General features: G+C 69.5%; 14 protein-coding genes. 7 read left to right on the top strand and 7 right to left on the bottom strand.

Annotated features, from left to right (window positions below; genetic code table 11):
* The first annotated feature begins 59 nt into the window (after positions 1 to 59).
* From dnaK to HDC36_RS05665, 6 genes are all read left to right on the top strand, one after another.
* On the top strand, positions 60 to 1976 hold the full coding sequence (gene dnaK / locus HDC36_RS05690; protein WP_179565161.1) for a molecular chaperone DnaK: 1917 nt from the start codon (positions 60 to 62) through the stop codon (positions 1974 to 1976).
* A 160-nt stretch (positions 1977 to 2136) separates the two neighbouring features.
* Positions 2137 to 3276: a molecular chaperone DnaJ gene (gene dnaJ / locus HDC36_RS05685; protein WP_179565159.1), complete on the top strand. Its 1140-nt coding sequence runs from the start codon at positions 2137 to 2139 to the stop codon at positions 3274 to 3276.
* A gap of 393 nt (positions 3277 to 3669) precedes the next feature.
* Positions 3670 to 5790, top strand: a complete 2121-nt coding sequence (locus HDC36_RS05680; RefSeq protein WP_179565157.1) for a hypothetical protein — start codon at positions 3670 to 3672, stop codon at positions 5788 to 5790.
* Positions 5787 to 6506, top strand: a complete 720-nt coding sequence (locus tag HDC36_RS23635) for a DUF3142 domain-containing protein (protein ID WP_218848002.1) — start codon at positions 5787 to 5789, stop codon at positions 6504 to 6506. Before HDC36_RS05680 ends, HDC36_RS23635 begins: the two co-directional genes overlap by 4 nt.
* Positions 6507 to 6552: 46 nt before the next feature.
* The gene (gene pdxY / locus HDC36_RS05670) at positions 6553 to 7461 is read left to right on the top strand and encodes a pyridoxal kinase (protein WP_179565155.1); all 909 of its coding nucleotides are present in this window, start codon (positions 6553 to 6555) and stop codon (positions 7459 to 7461) included.
* On the top strand, positions 7458 to 8570 hold the full coding sequence (locus tag HDC36_RS05665; protein WP_179565153.1) for a prephenate dehydrogenase: 1113 nt from the start codon (positions 7458 to 7460) through the stop codon (positions 8568 to 8570). Before pdxY ends, HDC36_RS05665 begins: the two co-directional genes overlap by 4 nt.
* A 362-nt stretch (positions 8571 to 8932) precedes the next feature.
* On the opposite strand, the gene HDC36_RS05660 is transcribed toward HDC36_RS05665, so the two are convergent.
* The 5 genes from HDC36_RS05660 to HDC36_RS05640 form a co-directional block, all read right to left on the bottom strand.
* Positions 8933 to 9145 (bottom strand): hypothetical protein, encoded by a 213-nt coding sequence (locus tag HDC36_RS05660; RefSeq protein WP_179565151.1) that lies wholly within the window; start codon positions 9143 to 9145, stop codon positions 8933 to 8935.
* A 125-nt stretch (positions 9146 to 9270) separates the two neighbouring features.
* Complete coding sequence (locus HDC36_RS05655; protein WP_179565149.1) at positions 9271 to 11037, bottom strand: ABC transporter transmembrane domain-containing protein; 1767 nt, start codon at positions 11035 to 11037, stop codon at positions 9271 to 9273.
* Positions 11034 to 11627: a YigZ family protein gene (locus HDC36_RS05650; protein WP_179565141.1), complete on the bottom strand. Its 594-nt coding sequence runs from the start codon at positions 11625 to 11627 to the stop codon at positions 11034 to 11036. The genes HDC36_RS05655 and HDC36_RS05650 overlap by 4 nt, the downstream gene beginning before the upstream one ends.
* Before the next feature lie 148 nt (positions 11628 to 11775).
* Positions 11776 to 12954, bottom strand: a complete 1179-nt coding sequence (locus HDC36_RS05645; protein WP_179565139.1) for a hypothetical protein — start codon at positions 12952 to 12954, stop codon at positions 11776 to 11778.
* Positions 12951 to 13505, bottom strand: a complete 555-nt coding sequence (locus HDC36_RS05640) for an RNA polymerase sigma factor (RefSeq protein WP_179565137.1) — start codon at positions 13503 to 13505, stop codon at positions 12951 to 12953. Before HDC36_RS05640 ends, HDC36_RS05645 begins: the two co-directional genes overlap by 4 nt.
* A gap of 214 nt (positions 13506 to 13719) precedes the next feature.
* On the opposite strand from HDC36_RS05640, the gene HDC36_RS05635 reads away from it, so the two are divergent.
* Complete coding sequence (locus HDC36_RS05635) at positions 13720 to 16596, top strand: EAL domain-containing protein (RefSeq protein ID WP_179565135.1); 2877 nt, start codon at positions 13720 to 13722, stop codon at positions 16594 to 16596.
* Between the two features lie 84 nt (positions 16597 to 16680).
* On the opposite strand, the gene HDC36_RS05630 is transcribed toward HDC36_RS05635, so the two are convergent.
* Positions 16681 to 16965: a hypothetical protein gene (locus HDC36_RS05630; protein WP_255432594.1), complete on the bottom strand. Its 285-nt coding sequence runs from the start codon at positions 16963 to 16965 to the stop codon at positions 16681 to 16683.
* 275 nt (positions 16966 to 17240) lie between these two features.
* The gene (locus tag HDC36_RS05625) at positions 17241 to 17834 is read right to left on the bottom strand and encodes a TIGR00730 family Rossman fold protein (protein ID WP_179565133.1); all 594 of its coding nucleotides are present in this window, start codon (positions 17832 to 17834) and stop codon (positions 17241 to 17243) included.
* Positions 17835 to 18057: the final 223 nt, after the last annotated feature.

Here is an 18057-nt window from a genome sequence, read left to right as displayed (position 1 = left end):
CTATATCCGAACCAGACCCCGGCAGCGGCCGGACACCAGAAATTTTCAGGAGTCATCCAATGGGCAAGATCATCGGCATCGACCTGGGCACGACCAACTCGTGCGTGGCGATCATGGACGGCGGCAAGGCCCGCGTCATCGAAAATTCCGAAGGCGACCGTACCACGCCCTCGATCGTCGCCTACACCAAGGACGGCGAAGTGCTGGTGGGCGCCTCGGCCAAGCGCCAGGCGGTCACCAATCCGAAGAACACCTTCTACGCGGTGAAGCGCCTGATCGGCCGCAAGTTCACCGACGCCGAAGTGCAGAAGGACATCGGCCTGGTGCCGTACGGCATCGTCCAGCACGACAACGGCGACGCCTGGGTGGCCACCGCCGACGGCCGCAAGCTGGCCTCGCAGGAAATCTCCGCGCAGGTGCTGGAGAAGATGAAGAAGACCGCCGAGGCGTTCCTGGGCGAGACCGTCACCGAGGCGGTCATCACCGTGCCGGCGTACTTCAACGACAGCCAGCGCCAGGCGACCAAGGACGCCGGCCGCATCGCCGGCCTGGACGTCAAGCGCATCATCAACGAGCCGACCGCCGCGGCGCTGGCCTACGGCCTGGATAAGGGTCAGGGCGGCGATCGCAAGATCGCGGTGTACGACCTGGGCGGCGGCACCTTCGACGTGTCGATCATTGAGATCGCCAACGTCGACGGCGAGAAGCAGTTCGAAGTGCTGGCCACCAACGGCGACACCTTCCTGGGCGGCGAAGACTTCGACAAGCGCGTCATCGACTACCTGGTCGAGGAATTCAACAAGGACCAGGGCATCGACCTGCGCAAGGATCCGCTGGCGCTGCAGCGCCTGAAGGATGCGGCCGAGCGCGCCAAGATCGAGCTGTCGTCCTCGCAGCAGACCGAAGTCAACCTGCCGTACGTCACCGCCGACGCGTCGGGCCCGAAGCACCTCAACATCAAGCTGACCCGGGCCAAGCTCGAGGCGCTGGTCGAGGACCTGGTCAAGCGCACCATCGAGCCGTGCCGCACCGCGCTCAACGACGCCGGCCTGCGCGCCAGCGACGTGACCGAGGTGATCCTGGTCGGCGGCCAGACCCGCATGCCGAAGGTGCAGCAGGCGGTGGCCGAGTTCTTCGGCAAGGATCCGCGCAAGGACGTCAACCCCGACGAGGCCGTGGCGCTGGGCGCGGCGATCCAGGGCGGCGTGCTGGCCGGCGACGTCAAGGACGTGCTGCTGCTCGACGTGACCCCGCTGAGCCTGGGCATCGAGACCCTGGGTGGCGTGTTCACCAAGATCATCGAGAAGAACACCACGATCCCGACCAAGGCCTCGCAGACCTTCTCCACCGCCGAGGACAACCAGTCCGCGGTGACGGTGCACGTGCTGCAGGGCGAGCGCGAGCAGGCCCGCTACAACAAGTCGCTGGCCAAGTTCGACCTGTCCGGGATCGAGCCGGCGCCGCGCGGCCTGCCGCAGGTGGAGGTGTCCTTCGACATCGACGCCAACGGCATCCTGCACGTGTCGGCCAAGGACAAGAAGACCAACAAGGAACAGAAGGTCGAGATCAAGGCCGGCTCCGGCCTGTCGGACGACGAGATCCAGCGGATGGTCGCCGACGCGGAAGCCAACCGCGAGGAAGACAAGAAGTTCCATGAGCTGGTGCAGGCGCGCAACCAGGCCGACGGCCTCATCCACGCCACCCGCAGCGCGATCACCGAGCACGGAAGCAAGGTCGGCGGCGACGTGATCGGCAAGGTCGAGTCGGCCCTGGCGGACCTGGAAACGGCGATGAAGGGCGACGACAAGGGCCAGATCGAGGCCAAGACCAAGGTGCTGGAAGAAGCCGGGCAGTCGCTGTACGCGGCGGCGGCCGCCGGCGAGCAGCCGGGCGCTGCGCCGGGCGGCGCGCAGGCCGCGGCCGGCGACGACGTGGTCGACGCCGAGTTCACCGAGGTCAAGGACGACAAGAAGTAAGCCGGGATTCGGGATTCGGGAGCAGGGATTCGAAAGGCCTTCGCCTGTCCGCTTCCCGCTCCCGATACCCTGTCCGTAGCGCTCGCAAAAGCGGAAGAGTTGACGCTCTCCGCTTTTGCTTTACACGAATCCCGAATTTCGAATCCCTAATCTCCGCCCTATGAGCAAACGCGACTACTACGAAGTGCTGGGCGTGGCCCGTACCGCCAACGACGACGAGCTGAAGAAGGCCTATCGCCGTTGCGCGATGAAGTTCCACCCCGACCGCAATCCTGGCGACCACGCCGCCGAGGCGGCGTTCAAGGAGTGCAAGGAGGCCTACGAGGTCCTGTCCGACGGCAACAAGCGGCGCATGTATGACGCGCACGGCCATGCCGCGTTCGAGCACGGCATGGGCGGGATGGGCGGCGGTGGCGGTGCTGGCGGCCCGGACATGGGCGACATCTTCGGCGACATCTTCGGCAACATCTTCGGGGGCGCCGGCGGCGGTGGCGGCCGCGCGGCGCGGCGCGGCGCCGACATCGGCTACGTGCTGGAACTGGATCTGGAAGAGGCGGTGGCCGGGATCGAGCGGCGCATCGAGATTCCGACCCTGGGCGAATGCGAACACTGCCACGGCAGCGGCTCGGAAGACGGCAAGGTGGAGACCTGCACGACCTGCCAGGGGCGCGGCCAGGTGCGGATCCAGCGCGGCATCTTCGCGATGCAGCAGAGCTGCCCGCATTGCGCCGGGCGCGGCCAGATCGTACAGAACCCGTGCGGTACCTGCCACGGCGCCGGTCGCGTCGAGGAAACCAAGGTGCTGTCGGTGAAGATTCCGCCCGGCGTGGACAACGGCGACCGCATCCGTCTGTCCGGCGAAGGCGAGGCCGGTCCGGCCGGCACCCCGCCTGGCGATCTGTATGTGGAAGTGCGGGTGCGCGAGCATGCGATCTTCCAGCGCGACGGCGACGACCTGCACTGCGAAGTGCCGATCCGCATCTCCCAGGCCGCGCTCGGCGACACCGTGCGCGTGGCCACTCTGGGCGGCGAGGCGGAGATCCGCATTCCCGCCGAGACCCAGACCGGCAAGCTGTTCCGCTTGCGCGGCAAGGGCGTGCGTTCGGTGCGCAGCCGCAGCGAGGGCGACCTGTACTGCCGCGTGGTGGTGGAAACCCCGGTCAATCTCACCGCCGACCAGCGCAAGCTGCTGGAGCAGTTCGAATCCACCTTCACCGGCGAGGACGCGCGCAAGCATTCGCCGAAGTCGGCGACCTTCATCGACGGGGTGAAGGGGTTCTGGGACCGGATGACGTCGTAGAGCCGGGATTGGGGATTCGGGATTGGGGATTCGCAACGGCGGGTCCCGAGCGGCGGTCGCGAGTGTGTGGACCGATGGAAGAGGCACGTGCAGGGCGAGAGCCCGGTACGTGCCTTTTTCAGTTTTCTGGATTGCGATCGATTGCGTGCGAATCGAATGCCGGTTTCGAGAGGGATCGCCGCTGTGCTGCTGTTACCAATCCCCAATCCCGCATCCCAATCCCAGCACTTGAACTACGGCAATGCACGGAAGGAGTTCTGGGACCGGATGACCTCCTGATCCTTCCGCGCGGGCCGCGTCGGCGCAATGCCCGCGCGGCCGCGCTGGCCGCGCATCGCTAGCGTGCGCCGTCTGCGCCGCGTCACCCTGCGTGGCGCGGTCCGGCATGCGAACATGCCGCTACGCCGATCGCGGCGCATCTGGAGTGCAGAGTTCGCCATGGACATCGGCCGTTCCGTTGTTGCCCGCCTTGCCGCGCTGCTGCTGTGCGCTTGCTTTGCCGCACCCGCGCTCGCCAGTTCCGATGCCGGTTGCGACTCCAGCCTGCTGTTGGATTTCGGCGACTACAGCGGATGCCAGAACACCGTGGCGCTGGCGCCGGGCAGCGACACCCGGGTCAATCTGCTGCTGTTGATGCGCGATGGCGCCGCGCCGGCGGTGGCGCCTGCCAGCCCGCTCGAACCGGCGTTCACCTGGGAGGCGGCGGTGCAGGCGCTGCAACCGCCGGCGACCGATCAGGTCGCTGCTGCCGACGGGATGCTCGACGGCGAGGCGAACCGCTGCAACAGCAATGCGCGCGGCGGCAGCGAGTTCAACGAGGCGCTGAACGCGAACGCGCGCGTGCCGGCGACGGAAAAAGCGCGCTTGGTCCAGGCGCGGCCGGCGCAGTGCCCGGACCAGCAAATCGCTGCGCCCGACGGCGTGTCGTCGGCCGCAGGCAGGGAATTCGCGCAGTACCTGCAGGCCGCCAGCGCGTTCTATGCCGGCGCCTTCGATGCGTCCGCGCAGGGCTTCGATACGCTGGCAAAGGCGGCCGACCCCTGGCTCCGGGAGACGGCGCGCTACATGCTGGGGCGGGTCGCGCTCAACGCGGCGCAGGTCGATGGCTTCGACGAGTACGGCGTGCAGCGCGATCCACCGCAGTTCGACCGGGCCGCGTTGGCGCGCGCCGAGCGAGGGTTCGCCGCGTACCTGCACGACTATCCGCAAGGACGCTACGCCGTATCTGCACGCGGATTGCTGCGGCGGGTGTACTGGCTCGGTGGCGACACGCCGAAGCTGGCCGCCGAATACGAACGCTTGCTGCGCCTGCCCGCGGCGCAGCGCGGCCTGTCGGACCAGGAGCTGGCCCAGGAAATCGACAACAAGCTGCTGGCCAGCGCCGCTCCCGCGGCGCTGACCACGCCGCTGCTGCTGGCCGTGGCTGATCTCAAGGCGATGCGCTCGGGCGATGGCAGCGATGGCCACGGACTGTCGCCGGCCGCGCTGGAGGCGCAGCGGCCCCGCTTTGCCGACGAGCCTGACCTGTTCGCGCTGCTGCTGTCCAGCTACCAGTACTACGTGGCGCGGTCGCCGGCGCAGGCGCTGCGCCTGCTGGATGTCGGCAAGGGGCCGGCCAAGCGCGGCAGCGTGGCCTTCGCCGCCGCCATGCTCAAGGGCTTGGCGCTGGAGGACACCGGGGCGCCGGACCTGGCGGCCTACTGGCGGCGCCTGCTGGACCGTGCCGAGCCGGCGTTGCAGCAACCGCTGGTGCAGCTGGCGCTGGCGCGGCGCCTGGAGCGCGACCGTGCGCTCGACCAGGCGTTCGCCGCGGATTCTCCGATCGTCAACCAAGCCATCCGCGACCAGTTGCTGATCTACGCCGCCGGTGCCGACCTGCTGCGGCGTCGCGCGACGGCGACGGACGTGCCGGCGCACGAGCGCGAACTGGCCGCCTTCGTGCTGCTGTACAAGGAACTGTCGCGCGGCCAGGCCAAGGCCTTCCTGCAGGATCGCGTGCTGCTTGCCGACGTGCCGCACGACACCAGCGATCCCCGGCCCGGTGCTTACTGGTTGCCGCAGTCGTCGCCGCCGCTGGCGGTGTTCTCCGGCCCGTTCGAGCAGGGCGAGGATGCGTGCCCGGCGATCGAGGCGGTGGCGAAAACCCTGGCCGCTGCCCCGGCCGACGCCCATGCGCAGCTGTGCCTGGCGGATTTCATCCGGGTCATGAACTGGGATCACCTGCCGATCAACCAGCCACCGCCTGTCGCCGAGCTTGGCGGAGCGCCTGCGCAGTTTCCTGGCGCTGCGTATTTCCGTTTGCCCGTCTACCAACGCATCATCGACGACGCCCACGTGGCCGCCGACGACAAGGCCTATGCGCTGTATCGCGCCATCCAGTGCTATGCGCCCAGCGGGAACAACGATTGCGGCGGCAAGGACGTGCCGGTGAGCGAGCGCAAGCGTTGGTTCCAGCGCCTGAAACGGGAGTTTCCGTCCTCGGCCTGGGCGCAGGACCTGAAGTACTACTGGTGAGCGGCGCCATGCCCGGGCGCTGCGCCGTGCTGTTGGCGCTGTGCATGTCGATGGGCGCGGCGATCGCCGCACCGGTGGATGCGCGCCGCTACGATGCGTTCTGGCTCTGGGCCGGGGTGCGGCCGCAGCCGGTGCTGGCCAATGCGCGCCGCGTGTACCTGCTGCAGGCCGAGGTGCCGCTGGACGCCGGCGCGCCGGCACGACTGGTGGCGCAACGCGCCGCGCTGCCGCAGCTGCGCCACTGCCAGGTGTGGATGGTGTTGCGGGTGGAACGCATCGACTGGACGCCGGCATTGTTCGAGGCGGTCCTGGTGCAGCTGCAGCGCTGGCATGCGGCCGGCAACGACGTGGTCGGCCTGCAGATCGATTTCGATGCCGGTACCCGCCACCTCGCGCAGTACGTGGCGTTCCTGCGCACGCTGCGTGCGCGCTTGCCGGCCGGCTACCAACTCGGCATCACCGGCCTGCTGGACTGGAGTGTCAACGGCCGCGCCGAGGCGCTGGGCGGATTGCGCGGCGTGGTCGACGAGGTGGTGCTGCAGATCTACCAGGGACGCGCGGTGATCCCCGACTATCCGGTCTATGTCGCCCGGCTCGGCAGGCTGCGGGTGCCGTTCCGCATCGGCCTGCTGCAGGATGGCGACTGGCAGCCGCCGCAGGGCCTGCAGGACAATCCGTGGTTCCGCGGCTACGTGGTGTTCCTGCACAACCGCTGAGCGGTGCCGGTACGCCGCCGTGGCTGCCGCGGCCTAGAATGTGCGGATGAACGCATCCACTGCCAGCCATCTCGTCCACGGCCGTCGCCAGCGTCCGGATGGACCGTCGCCGATCGACGTGATCTCGGTACAGTCGCAATTGGTCTACGGCCACGCCGGCAACAGCGCGGCGGTGCCGCCGTTGCGCGCGCTGGGCCTGCGCGTGGCCGAAGTCCCCACGACCTTGCTCAGCAACGCGCCGTTCTACGACACCTTGCGCGGCAAGGTGCTGCCGTCGGACTGGTTCGCCGATCTGCTGCTCGGCGCCAGCGAGCGCGGCTTGCCGCAGCGTGCGCGCATGGTGGTGTCCGGCTATTTCGGCAGCGTCGGCAACGGCACTGCGTTCGCCGACTGGCTCGACGCCACGCTGCCGCAGTGCCCGTCGCTGCGCTACTGCCTGGATCCGGTGATCGGCGATACGCATACCGGACCCTATGTCGAGCCGGGCTTGGAAGCGGTGTTCGCCGAACGCCTGTTGCCGCATGCGTGGCTGGTCACGCCGAATGCGTTCGAACTCGGCCGCCTGACCGGCCTGCCGGCGCTGGCGCAGGACGATGCCATCGCCGCAGCGCGCGTGCTGCTGGCGCGCGGGCCGCAGTGGGTGTTGGCGCACAGCGTCAGCGGCGACGCAGGCCAGCTGGTGACCCTGGCGGTGAGCCGCGAGGCGGTCTACCGCTGGTGCTCGCCGCTATTGCCGGTGGACGTGGCCGGCACCGGCGACGTGCTGATGGCGCTGCTGGTCGCGTTCCTGCTGCGCGGCGACGCGTTCGAGCTGGCGATCGGCCGCGCCGTCGCCGGCGTGCATGCGGCGCTGGAAGCGACCCTGGCCAGCGGCTACGAGGAACTGGATGTGCTCGCCGCCGCGCCCGCGGCGCTGGCCACGCCCCTGCGCTTCGCCGCCGAGCGCCTGGCGTGAGCCTGCGCCCGGTCGTCGGCATCGTCGGCAGCGCCGGCGCCTATGGCCGCTGGCTGAGCCGGTTCTTCCGCGAGCGCATGCAGCTGGAGGTGGTCGGCCACGATCCGGCCGACCCGCAGTCGCTGGATCCCGATGCCGTGCTGCAGCGCGCGCAGGTGCTGATCTTCTCCGCGCCGATCCGGCACACGCCGGCGCTGATCGGCGACTACGTGCGCCGCGCCGCCGGGCGCGAACGCGAGCAACTGTGGCTGGACGTGACCTCGGTCAAGCGCGAGCCGGTGGCGGCGATGCTGGCGTCGCAGGCGGAAGTGGCCGGGCTGCATCCGATGACCGCGCCGCCGAAGTCGCCCACGCTCAAGGGCCGCGTGCTGGTGGTGTGCGAAGCGCGGTTGGCGCGTTGGAGCGAGTGGCTGCAACAGCTGTGCACGGCGCTGGAAGCCGAATGCGTGCGCAGCACGCCCGATCACCACGACCAGGTGATGGCGCTGGTGCAGGCGATGGTGCACGCCAGCCACCTGGCCCAGGCCGGCGTGTTGCGCACGCACGCGCCGACGCTGGGGCCGCTGGAGGCATTGATGCCATACCGTTCGGCCTCGTTCGAACTGGATACCGCGATCATCGCGCGCATCCTGGCGTTGAATCCGGCGATCTACGAAGACATCCAGTTCGGCAATCCGCATGTCGGCGGCGTGCTCGACGGCTTGATCGCGCAACTGTCGCGGCTGCGCGACCAGGTGAGCCGTGGCGACGATGCGGCGCGCGCGCAATTCCGCGCCGATTTCCTCGACGCCAATCGCCAGGCGCTGGGCGCGGCGGCGATCGCGCACGGCAACTACAGTTACGAACGCGTAGGTTATCTGCTCGCGGATCTGACCGAGCAGCTCACACTCAGCGTCTATCTGCCCGAAGACCGCGCCGGCTCGCTGCGGAGCTTGCTGTACGTGTTCGAGCGCCACGGCGTCAGCCTGGCCTCGATCCATTCCTCGCGCACGCCGGCCGGCGAACTGCATTTCCGCATCGGCTTCGACCCGGCCACCGTGGCGACGGCATTGGACGCCGCGGCAGCGGAGATCGATGCCAGCGGCATCGGCCGGGTGTTGCCGCGCTAGTCCGGTGCAAACGGCCACCCTGTAGGAGCGGCTTCAGCCGCGACAGGCAGTGCGATCAAGCGATCGGGTGTGGTCGGCGGGCAGCATGTTGCGCATGCATGTCCGTGTCCAGATAGTCACGGTCGCGGCTGAAGCCGCTCCTACAAGGGGTAGAGAGAACACACTGTTGCTGCAGCCGCACTTCATCCACAGGCAGTGTGGATGGAATGCGCGCAAACATGTGGATAAGTGTCTGCGCGCCTTGCTGGGCGGGCGTGTCAAGAGGCTTGGTCAATAATTGACCACTGGCCCGTCGCGCGTACCGCGCGCGAGGCGGACAGATCGCACTGCCGCTCGTCGTCGCTACGCGGCAGCGCGCGCGCTCACACCGCGGTCAGGGTCAGTTCGCCGCCGGTGGTGGTGAACTGCTGGCCGCGGCGGATCAGTTTGCGCCCGTCGGCCAGTTCGTAGCGCAGCGCCGGCGTGGACGGCGCGTCGTGCTGCGCCTGCTGCTGATGCTGGACTTCGTCCTGGAACTCGGTGATCAGATAGGCCTCGCCGTCGGGGCCGAGGGCGGGCAGTTGGCGAAAGGACATGGCGTGTCTCCTGAAGGCGATTCGTCGAACCGGATTGCGCCTGAAAACGCTGCCGGCGCCTTGCGCCGCCGCCGTTGCGTGGGGCGCAGCGGGACCGTAGTCCCGCCAGTGTTAGCACGGCGTGCTCAGTCGATGAATTGCAGCCGTGCCAGTTCCGCGTACAGGCCGCCCTGCGCCAGCAGCTCGGCATGGGTGCCCTGGGCGACGATGCGGCCGTGGTCCATCACCACGATGCGGTCGGCCTTGAGCACCGTTGCCAGGCGGTGCGCGATGACCAAGGTGGTGCGCCCGGCCATCAGGCGTTCCAGCGCCTGCTGCACGGCATGTTCGCTCTGTGCGTCGAGCGCGCTGGTGGCTTCGTCCAGCAGCAGGATCGGCGCGTCCTTGAGCAGGGCGCGGGCGATGGCGATGCGCTGCTGCTGGCCGCCGGACAGGCGCGCGCCGCGCTCGCCCAGTTCGCTGGCGTAGCCGTCCGGCAACTGGCGGATGAAGGTGTCGGCTTCGGCGGCGCGCGCCGCCGCCTCGACCTCGGCGTCGCTGGCCGTGAGCCGGCCGTAGCGGATGTTGTCGGCGGCGCTGGCCGCGAACAGGGTCGGATGCTGCGGCACCAGGCCGATGCCTTCGCGCAGCTGCGCCGGATCCAGTTCGCGCAGGTCGGCGCCGTCCACCCGCACCGTGCCCGATTGCGGATCGTGGAAGCGCAGCAGCAGCGACAGCACGGTGCTCTTGCCGGCGCCGGAGGGGCCGACCAGGGCCACGCTCTCGCCGGGCCGCACGTGCAGGTCGAAGCCGTCCAGCGCCGGATGGTCGGGGCGTTGCGGGTAGCGGAACACCACGTTGTCGAAGCGCACTTCGCCGCGCAGCGGCTGCGGCAGCGCGCGCGGCTGCGCCGGCGCCAGCACCTCGGGGCGTTCGGCGAACAGTTCGGCGATGCGGCCCATGCCGCCGGCCGCGCGCTGCAGGTCGTTCCAGACTTCGGCCAGCGACGCCACCGAGCCGCCGCCGAACATCGCATACAGCACGAACTGGCCGAGCGCGCCGGCGCTCAGTTCGCCGGCCGCCACTTCGTGCGCGCCGGACCACAGCACCAGCACGATTGCGCCGAACACCAGCACGATCGCCACCGCGGTGATCAGCGCCTGCGCGCGCACCCGGCGCCGCGCCACGTCCACCGACAGCGCAAGCGCCTGGCCGAAGCGGCCGCGCTCGTAGGGTTCGCGCGCATGCGCCTGCACCGTGCGCACCGCGCCCAGGGTTTCGGCGGCCAGCGTGTTGGCGTCGGCGACGCGGTCCTGGCTGGCGCGCGAGATCTTCTGCAGGCGGCGCGCGCCGAGCACGATCGGCAACACCGCCAGCGGGATGCCCAGCAGCGCGTAGGCGGCCAGGTGCGGGCTGGTCACGAACAGCATCACGATGCTGCCGATCGCGGTGACTGTGCTGCGCAGCGCCACCGACATGGTGCTGCCGATCACCCCGCGCAGCAGTTCGCTGTCGGCCGACAGCCGCGACACCAGCTCGCCGCTGCGGTTGCGGTCGTGGAAGCCGGCGTGCAGGCCGATCAGGTGCGCATACAGGCGCCCACGCAGGTCGGCGACGACCTTCTCGCCCAGCAGCGACACGAAGTAGAAGCGCAGCGCGGTGGCGATCGCCAGCACCACCGACACCGCGAACAGCAGCGCGAAGGACTGGTTGATCCTGCTGCCGTCGCTGAAACCGTGGTCGATCATCTGCCGGACCGCCACCGGCAGGCTCAGCGTCGCGCTGGAGGACACCGCCAGCGCCAGCAGCCAGGCGCCGAACAGGCCGCGCTGGCGCTGCACGAACGGCCACAGGGTGCGCAGGCTGCCGAGTTTGCGCAGCGACTTGGCCTGGTCGGCCGACGGATCGTTCATGCGGGGGAGGTTTCCGAACAGCGGACCCTGTTCCGAGTGGCGTCGCGCAGCCGCGTTTTCAAGGCGTCCACGCGATCGCTGGGCAGGCGCAGGTGCAGTTCGGCGCCGTCGGCGTCGAAGCGTTCATCGAGTTTTTCGGCGGCGCAGGCGCTCAGCGCCGCGTGCACCGCGCCCAGATCGTCGAAGCCGCAGTGCAGGGTGATCAGGCTCAAGGCCAGCAGCGGCTGCCGCGGCGCCAGGCGCAGGCACTCGGCGGCGGTGCCGCCGTAGGCGCGGACCAGGCCGCCGGCACCGAGCTTGATGCCGCCGTACCAGCGCGTGACCACCACCACTACGCGGTCGAAGCCCTGGCCGTCGATCGCCGCCAGGATCGGGCGGCCGGCGGTGCCGGCCGGTTCGCCGTCGTCGCTGGAGCGGTAGTCGTCGCCGTGGCGGTAGGCCCAGCAGTTGTGGGTGGCATCGGCCACCGCGACCTGCTGCACGAACGCCAGCGCCGCGCCGGCGTCGGCGATCGGCGCCGCCTGCGCCACAAAGCGGCTGTGCTTGATGTCCACGCTGTGGCTGACGAGGTGGGGAAGCGTATCGGGCATCGGCGCCATTCTAGACGAGGTGCTGTGGCCAGCTGCGGCTGACTGTGGTTCGGCGGCGCAACGTGCAGACGGATGCCTGCGCCGCGCACGGCCGCGGCATCGCGCGCACCGGCAACGGCACGCATCGCCTTCGATCGCGCAAGGCGATTCAGTCGTCGAGCAGGTCGCGCAGGTCGTCGGGGATGCGCGCGTGCGGATGCTCGCGTTGGAAGCGCTGCAGGCTGGCGTGCGCGGCGGCCTGCTCGCCGGCGTCGCGGCGCTCGCGGATGCGCGCCAGCCAGCGTCGCGGCGACAGGCGCGCGTCGCTTTCCGCCGCTGCCGCAAGCGCCGGATCGGTGCCGGAGGCGCGCGCGGATGCCGCCAACGGTGCGCTGTCCGCCGCGACCGGTGCGGCCGGCATCGCGGCTGGTGCCGGTGCCGGCGTTGCGATGAGGTTGCCTTCGACGCGCGCGGCGTATCCCTCCGCTTCCTGTGCTTGTGCGCTTGCCGCGTCGCTGCCGTCGCGCTCGGCGAGGTCTGCGCTGCGTTGCTGCAGCATGCGCCGGTCTTCGCGCTGCATGGCATTCGCCTCGCGCGTGCGCGCCGCCGGCTTCGCCAGCGCCTGCGGTGCCTGCGCGGGAGGCGTCAGCGCTTTTGCCGGGGCCGGCGGCGCGGGCGGTGCGGGAGGCGAGACCACGATCGGCGCGGGAGGCGGCGGCGCCAGCATCGGCGCCGGCTCGGCCGCAACCGGGGCCTCCGCGGGTGCTGCCGATGGTGCGGGCGCGGCGCGCATCGAGTCGAGATCGTTCGTTGCCGGCACCTGCTGCGGCGCGGACGCTGGCGCCGCCGGCGCGTCGGTGGGCGCGGTTGCCGCGCCGGACGCGACCGCCGCGTCTTCGGCGCCGGCCGACTGGGCGGCAATGGTGCGCTCGGCCGCCGCTTCGGAAGCGGCTGGTGCAGGAGCGACCGCGTCGGGAGCGACCGGCGCGGCCACCGGCGGTGTCGGGGTGCGCAGTTGCCAGGCGATGCCGACGGCCAGGGTCAACGATGCCGCCAGCCCGGTCCAGGCCGGCCAGCGCGCGCGGCGCTGCGGGGCCGTGCCGGAACGGGCCTGGTCCGCTGGCGCTGGCGCTGGCGCGGTTGCGCTCGCAACGGGTATCTGCGCCGCTGCCGGCTCGGCGTCGGCGCTGTGCGGCTGCGCGGAAGCGGTCGGCGCAGACGCCACCGCGGCACGCGCCGCGGCCAGGATCGCGGCGTCCAGCGCCGCCGACGGCGACGCCTGCCGGCCCAGCCGCAGGCGTTCGGCGAGGGCGCGTTCTTCCGGCGTCAGCGGTTCGTCGGCACTCATCCGCCCAGCCTCGCGCGCAATTTGTCCATCGCATAGCGCAGCCGCGACTTGACCGTCTCGCGGCCGACGCCGGTGATCTGTGCGATCTCCTCCAGGCTCAGTTCCTGTTCCAGGCGCAGCAGCAGCACTTCGCGTTGATCCTCCGGCAAGTCGTCGAGCGCCAGTTGCAGTTGGCGCCGCTGTTCGAACGCGGACAGCTGCCGCTCCGGCGTGTCCGGGTCCGGCACGCTGGCGGTGCGCAGTTCGGCATCGGCCGGCGCGGCCGGGCGGTGCTTGGCCGCGCGCCAGTGGTCGCCGAGCCGATTGTGGGCGATGCGCAGCAGCCAGGTGCTGAATGCAGCCTGCGGTTGCCAGCCCTGGCGCGCGGCGATGACCCGCTGCCACACGTCCTGGAACATTTCCTCGGCCAGCGCCACGTCGCGCAGCTGGCGCAGCAGGTAGTGATAGAGGCGGCCGCGGTGGCGCGCGTACAGGGTCTCGAACGCGCCGGCGTCGCCGGCCGCATAGGCCAGCATCAGGGTTTCGTCGCTCGTTTCGACCAGGGCGTCCACGGCGGCAAGCCTAAGCGTTCGCCGGCCCGGCGCATAGCGTGGCGTGAGGGTGGTGACGGCGGGCGGGGGCGGAATGGCAGCGGGCATCGTAGACAGTGAACGCGCCAGCGGCGCGCATGGGGTCACCGCGCGTGCGCCTGTTCACGTAAAAGGTATGCTGGCGTCTAAGGGGGAGGCGTGGGGCGGGTCCTACGTCATGCAGGAGTTGTTGTCGATGTTGTTTGAGCCGTCCGCGATCGACCGCCAGGATCACCCCGACGGCCCCGCTTCCATGCAGACCGCGGTTGCCTTGTGCGGCTTGCTGCCGCCCGGTAGCGACGTGGCCATCGCATGCGGCGACGGCACCGTCGGCGGACGCGTGTTCGGCGCTACGCCGGATGCGCCGGCATGGCTGCCGACGCTGGTCCGGCGGTGTCTCGCCGAGACCGTGCCGGCGCCTGCGCAGGCCTTGCTGCACGTGCTGAAGACGCCCGAGGGCGCCTGCGTGGCCGTGGCCGCCCGGCTGCAGCAGCCGCTGTCCGAGCCGCAGCGCGCCGCCTGGTGCGAGATGGCGGCCGCGTTCGGCCTGGCGCTGCTGGAAACCGAGCGCATGCGCGCGCGCATCGAGGGCCTGGAGAAGTCCAAGCAGCTGCAGCAGGCGCTGTACGAGATCGCCGACCTGGCCGGTGCGGATCTGGAAATGGGGCAGATGCTGCAGCACGTGCATTCGGTGCTGGACTCGCTGATGTACGCGGAGAACTGCTACATCGTCGAATACGACGAAGACCAGCAGAGCATGCGCTTCCTGTATTTCTCCGACCGGCACGACGATTTCGTCGCCGATCCGGAACGGCTGTACTACCAACGCGACATGCCCAACAGCCTGACCTTCGCCCTGCTGCGCCACGGCCAGGCGGTGCGCGGGCCGTCGCCGCAGGTGCGCGACCGCCTGCGGGTGGACTACGACGCCCTGCATGGCCCGGACAGCAAAGATTGGCTGGGCGTGCCGATGCTGCGCGAGGGCCGCGTCTGCGGCGCGATCGTGGTGCAGAACTACGACCGTGCGTTGCACTACACCGATGCCGACCGCGCGCTGCTGGCGTACGTCGCCCAGCACGTGCTGACCGCGATGGACCGGCGCCATGCGCAGGTGCAACTGGAGCGGCGCGTGCAGTTGCGCACCCAGGAACTGCAGCGCGCCAACCACGACCTGCAGGACGAGATCCAGGAGCGCAAGCGCGCCGAAACCCTGCAACTGGCCTTGTTCCGCATCGCCGAGCTGGCGATCCGCTCGGAGAGCCTGCAACAGTTCTACGCCGAGGTGCATGCCATCGTCGGCGGGCTGATCGATGCGCGCAATCTGTACATCGCGCTGCTGTCCGACGACGCCAAGATGCTGGAGTTCGTCTACTCGGTGGACGAGCACAGCCCGCGGCGCCCGCTGCGGCGGCGGGGCAGGGGCCTGACCGAGTACGTGATGCGCAAGCGCCGGCCGATGCTGCTGGAACTGGCGGAGATCGAAGCGCTGGTCGCGCAGGGCGAAGTGCAGGAATACGGCACGCGTTCGCACAGCTGGCTGGGCGTGCCGCTGTTCGACGAGGGCGAGGTGGTCGGCGCGATCGTGGTGCAGAGCTATACCACGCAGGTGCGTTTCACCGAATACGACCAGCGCCTGCTGACCTTCGTCGCGCACAACGTCGGCGGCGGCCTGGCGCGGCAGCGCGCGCAGGAACGGCTGCGGCTGGCGCATGCCGAATTGGAGCAGCGGGTGGCCGAGCGCACCCGCGAACTGGCCGAGGTCAACCAGCAGTTGCTGGCGCAGATCGCCGAGCGCTGGCGTGCCGAGCAGCGGTTGACCCATCAGGCGCTGCACGACGCGCTGACCGGCCTGCCGAACCGCTCGCACCTGCTGGACCGGCTCGGCGAAGCGATCAACCGCGCGCGCAACGGCGACGGCATGGCGTTCGCGGTGCTGTTCCTGGACCTGGACCGGTTCAAGCTGGTCAACGACAGCATCGGCCATGCCGCCGGCGACGACATGCTGGTGGAGGTGGCCAAGCGCATCGTCTCCACGCTGCGCAGCGACGATGTGGTCGCGCGCCTGGGCGGCGACGAGTTCGCGATCCTGGTCAGCTGCGAAGAGGGGCTGGAAGGCGTGCGCGAGTTGGCGCAGCGCCTGCTCGGCGTGCTCGGCCAGCCGATGTGGGTGGCCGGCCGCGAGCTGTTCCCGTCCGGCAGCCTGGGCATCGCCGCCTGGCACCCACGCTATCGCAGCGGCGAGGAACTGCTGCGCGACGCGGACGCGGCGATGTACCGGGCCAAGGCGCAGACCCAGGACCGCTGCGCGGTGTTCGACGAGGAGATGCGCGAGGCGGCGCTGCGCAGCCTGGACCTGGAGGCGGACCTGCGGCGAGCGATCAAAGGCGGCGACTTCGAGCCGTTCTACCAGCCGATCGTGCGCCTGATCGACGGCGAGGTGGTCGGCCACGAGGCGCTGCTGCGCTGGCGCCACGAGAGCCGCGGATTGCTGGTGCCCAGCCAGTTCATCGATCTGGGCGAGGACAGCGGGCTGATCGAGCAGGTGGACTGGCTGCTGTACGAGCAGGTGATCCAGCGTCTGGCGCGAAGCGGCACCGGTTACGTGTCGGTCAACGTCTCGCCGCGGCATTTCCGTTCGCCGGACTTCACCGAGCGGCTGTTCGGCCTGATCGATACCGCTGGCGCGGATCCGCGGCGGCTGCGGGTGGAGATCACGGAGGTGGCGCTGCTCGACGATGCGCCGCGCACGTTGACGATCCTGCAGGCGCTGCGCGAGCGCGGGGTGTTGGCGCAGTTGGACGATTTCGGCACGGGGTTTTCGGCGCTGTCGTATCTGCACCGGTTTCCGATCTCGGCGTTGAAGATCGATCAGAGTTTCGTCGCCGGTCTGCATGGCGAAAGCGGTGCGGGCAGTTATGCGCTGGTGCGCAGCATTCTGGCGTTGGCCAGTACGCTGGGTATCGAGACGATCGGCGAGGGCATCGAGACCGAGCAGCAGTTGGATACGCTGCGCGAGCTGGGTTGCGACTATGGGCAGGGGTATCTGTTGGGGCGGCCTGCGCAGCACGATTGATGGCGCGTATGTAAGTGCGTGCGAGTGCGTTTGGGTTGGATTGGAGCGAAGCAAACAGCAAAAGCTTTCGCGCTTTGGCGCGAGTCACTTTTCTTTGCTCGTGCAAAGAAAAGTAACCAAAAGAAAGCACGCCCTGCCTTGCGCCTTCCGCGCTGCGCGCTCCAGGTCCGCGTCCATGACGGGGATTCGCGGAAGGGGCATCCTGCCCCTGCCGCGAACGGCGCACATCCATGTGCGCCGCCCTTCGGGTTTTTCCCCGCCATGGCCGCCGCTGCGGAAGGGAACCCGGTAAATCAAAAGCAACAGCAACAGCAACAGCAACAGCAACGGCAGCAACAGCAGCAACAGCAGCTGCAGCAACAGCAGCAACAGCGGCTAGCCCGGCTGAAGCCCCTTGTGGGAGCGACTTCAGTCGCGACGAACGTAGTGGGGAATCTGCAGGCTTCGATTCGGTCGGCTCGGGGCTGAGGCCCGTCCACAGCACGCCGACCGGCGCTCCGACGTCCCTGTAGGAGCGGCTTCAGCCGCGACAGACATCGCCCGCATGCAGCGGACTGTGCGGCTTCTCGGGACTGAAACCTCTGCCGGCGATGCAGGGCGCGTTGCCACGCGCCCTGGGAGCGGCTGGTTAAGAGCAGTGGGTTTCAGCGCAACGTGTTGCGGCGCTTTTCGTCGATCCACTTCGACGCCTGCGCCGGGGTGTAGTCGTGCATCCAGGCCAGCATCGTGTCGATGTCGTCGCCGTACCACAGGTCGGCGCGCTGGTCCGGGTGCAGGAAGCGTTCGGCGACCATGCGGTCGATCATGCCGATCAGCGGGGCGTAGAACGCTTCCACGTCCAGGAACGCGCAGGGCTTGTTGCCGATGCCGAGCTGGCGCCAGGTCAGCATCTCGAAGATCTCTTCCATCGTGCCGAAGCCGCCGGGCAGGGCGATGAAGCCGTCGGACAGGTCGAACATGCGCGACTTGCGCTCGTGCATCGAGCCGACGATTTCCAGTTCGGTGAGGCCGCGGTGCGCCACTTCCCAGTCGGCCAACTGCTTGGGGATCACCCCGGTGACCTGGCCGCCGGCGGCGAGCACCGCATTGGCCACGGTGCCCATCAGTCCGACGTTGCCGCCGCCGTAGACCAGGCGCAGGCCCTGCTCGGCGATGCGCGTGCCCAGCGCGGTGGCGCGCTCGGCATAGGCGGGTTTGTTGCCGGCATTGGAACCACAATAGACGCAGATGCTTTTCATGGGATTGGGGATTCGGGATTGGGGATTCGTAAAAGCGGGGTGTTGCATGCGTGAGCGTTCACGGTGCTGGGAGCAGGACACGCGTCGTGGGTCGACTGATTCAGTATTTTGCGGTTATCCGCAAAGCACAACGCCGGGCTTTCGCCCGGCGCTATGCCATTGCCGGAACGATGCGGGATGGGGCCGCCGCTTTTGCGAATCCCCAATCCCGACTCCCGATTTC

It is taken from the genome of Xanthomonas sp. JAI131 (genome assembly GCF_013410075.1).
GTDB lineage: Bacteria > Pseudomonadota > Gammaproteobacteria > Xanthomonadales > Xanthomonadaceae > Xanthomonas_A > Xanthomonas_A bonasiae.
The sequence above is the reverse complement of the archived record's forward strand: the minus strand, read 5'-3'. Positions and strand labels throughout refer to the sequence as shown.

What these genes read in the sequence shown, in the direction of transcription:
- dnaK (WP_179565161.1), top strand. Translation starts at nt 60, where the DNA reads ATGGGCAAGATCATCGGCATCGACCTGGGCACGACCAACTCGTGCGTG.
- dnaJ (WP_179565159.1), top strand. Translation starts at nt 2,137, where the DNA reads ATGAGCAAACGCGACTACTACGAAGTGCTGGGCGTGGCCCGTACCGCC.
- HDC36_RS05680 (WP_179565157.1), top strand. Translation starts at nt 3,670, where the DNA reads ATGCCGCTACGCCGATCGCGGCGCATCTGGAGTGCAGAGTTCGCCATG.
- pdxY (WP_179565155.1), top strand. Translation starts at nt 6,553, where the DNA reads ATGAACGCATCCACTGCCAGCCATCTCGTCCACGGCCGTCGCCAGCGT.
- HDC36_RS05660 (WP_179565151.1), bottom strand. Translation starts at nt 9,145, where the DNA reads ATGTCCTTTCGCCAACTGCCCGCCCTCGGCCCCGACGGCGAGGCCTAT.
- HDC36_RS05655 (WP_179565149.1), bottom strand. Translation starts at nt 11,037, where the DNA reads ATGAACGATCCGTCGGCCGACCAGGCCAAGTCGCTGCGCAAACTCGGC.
- HDC36_RS05650 (WP_179565141.1), bottom strand. Translation starts at nt 11,627, where the DNA reads ATGCCCGATACGCTTCCCCACCTCGTCAGCCACAGCGTGGACATCAAG.
- HDC36_RS05645 (WP_179565139.1), bottom strand. Translation starts at nt 12,954, where the DNA reads ATGAGTGCCGACGAACCGCTGACGCCGGAAGAACGCGCCCTCGCCGAA.
- HDC36_RS05635 (WP_179565135.1), top strand. Translation starts at nt 13,720, where the DNA reads ATGTTGTTTGAGCCGTCCGCGATCGACCGCCAGGATCACCCCGACGGC.
- HDC36_RS05625 (WP_179565133.1), bottom strand. Translation starts at nt 17,834, where the DNA reads ATGAAAAGCATCTGCGTCTATTGTGGTTCCAATGCCGGCAACAAACCC.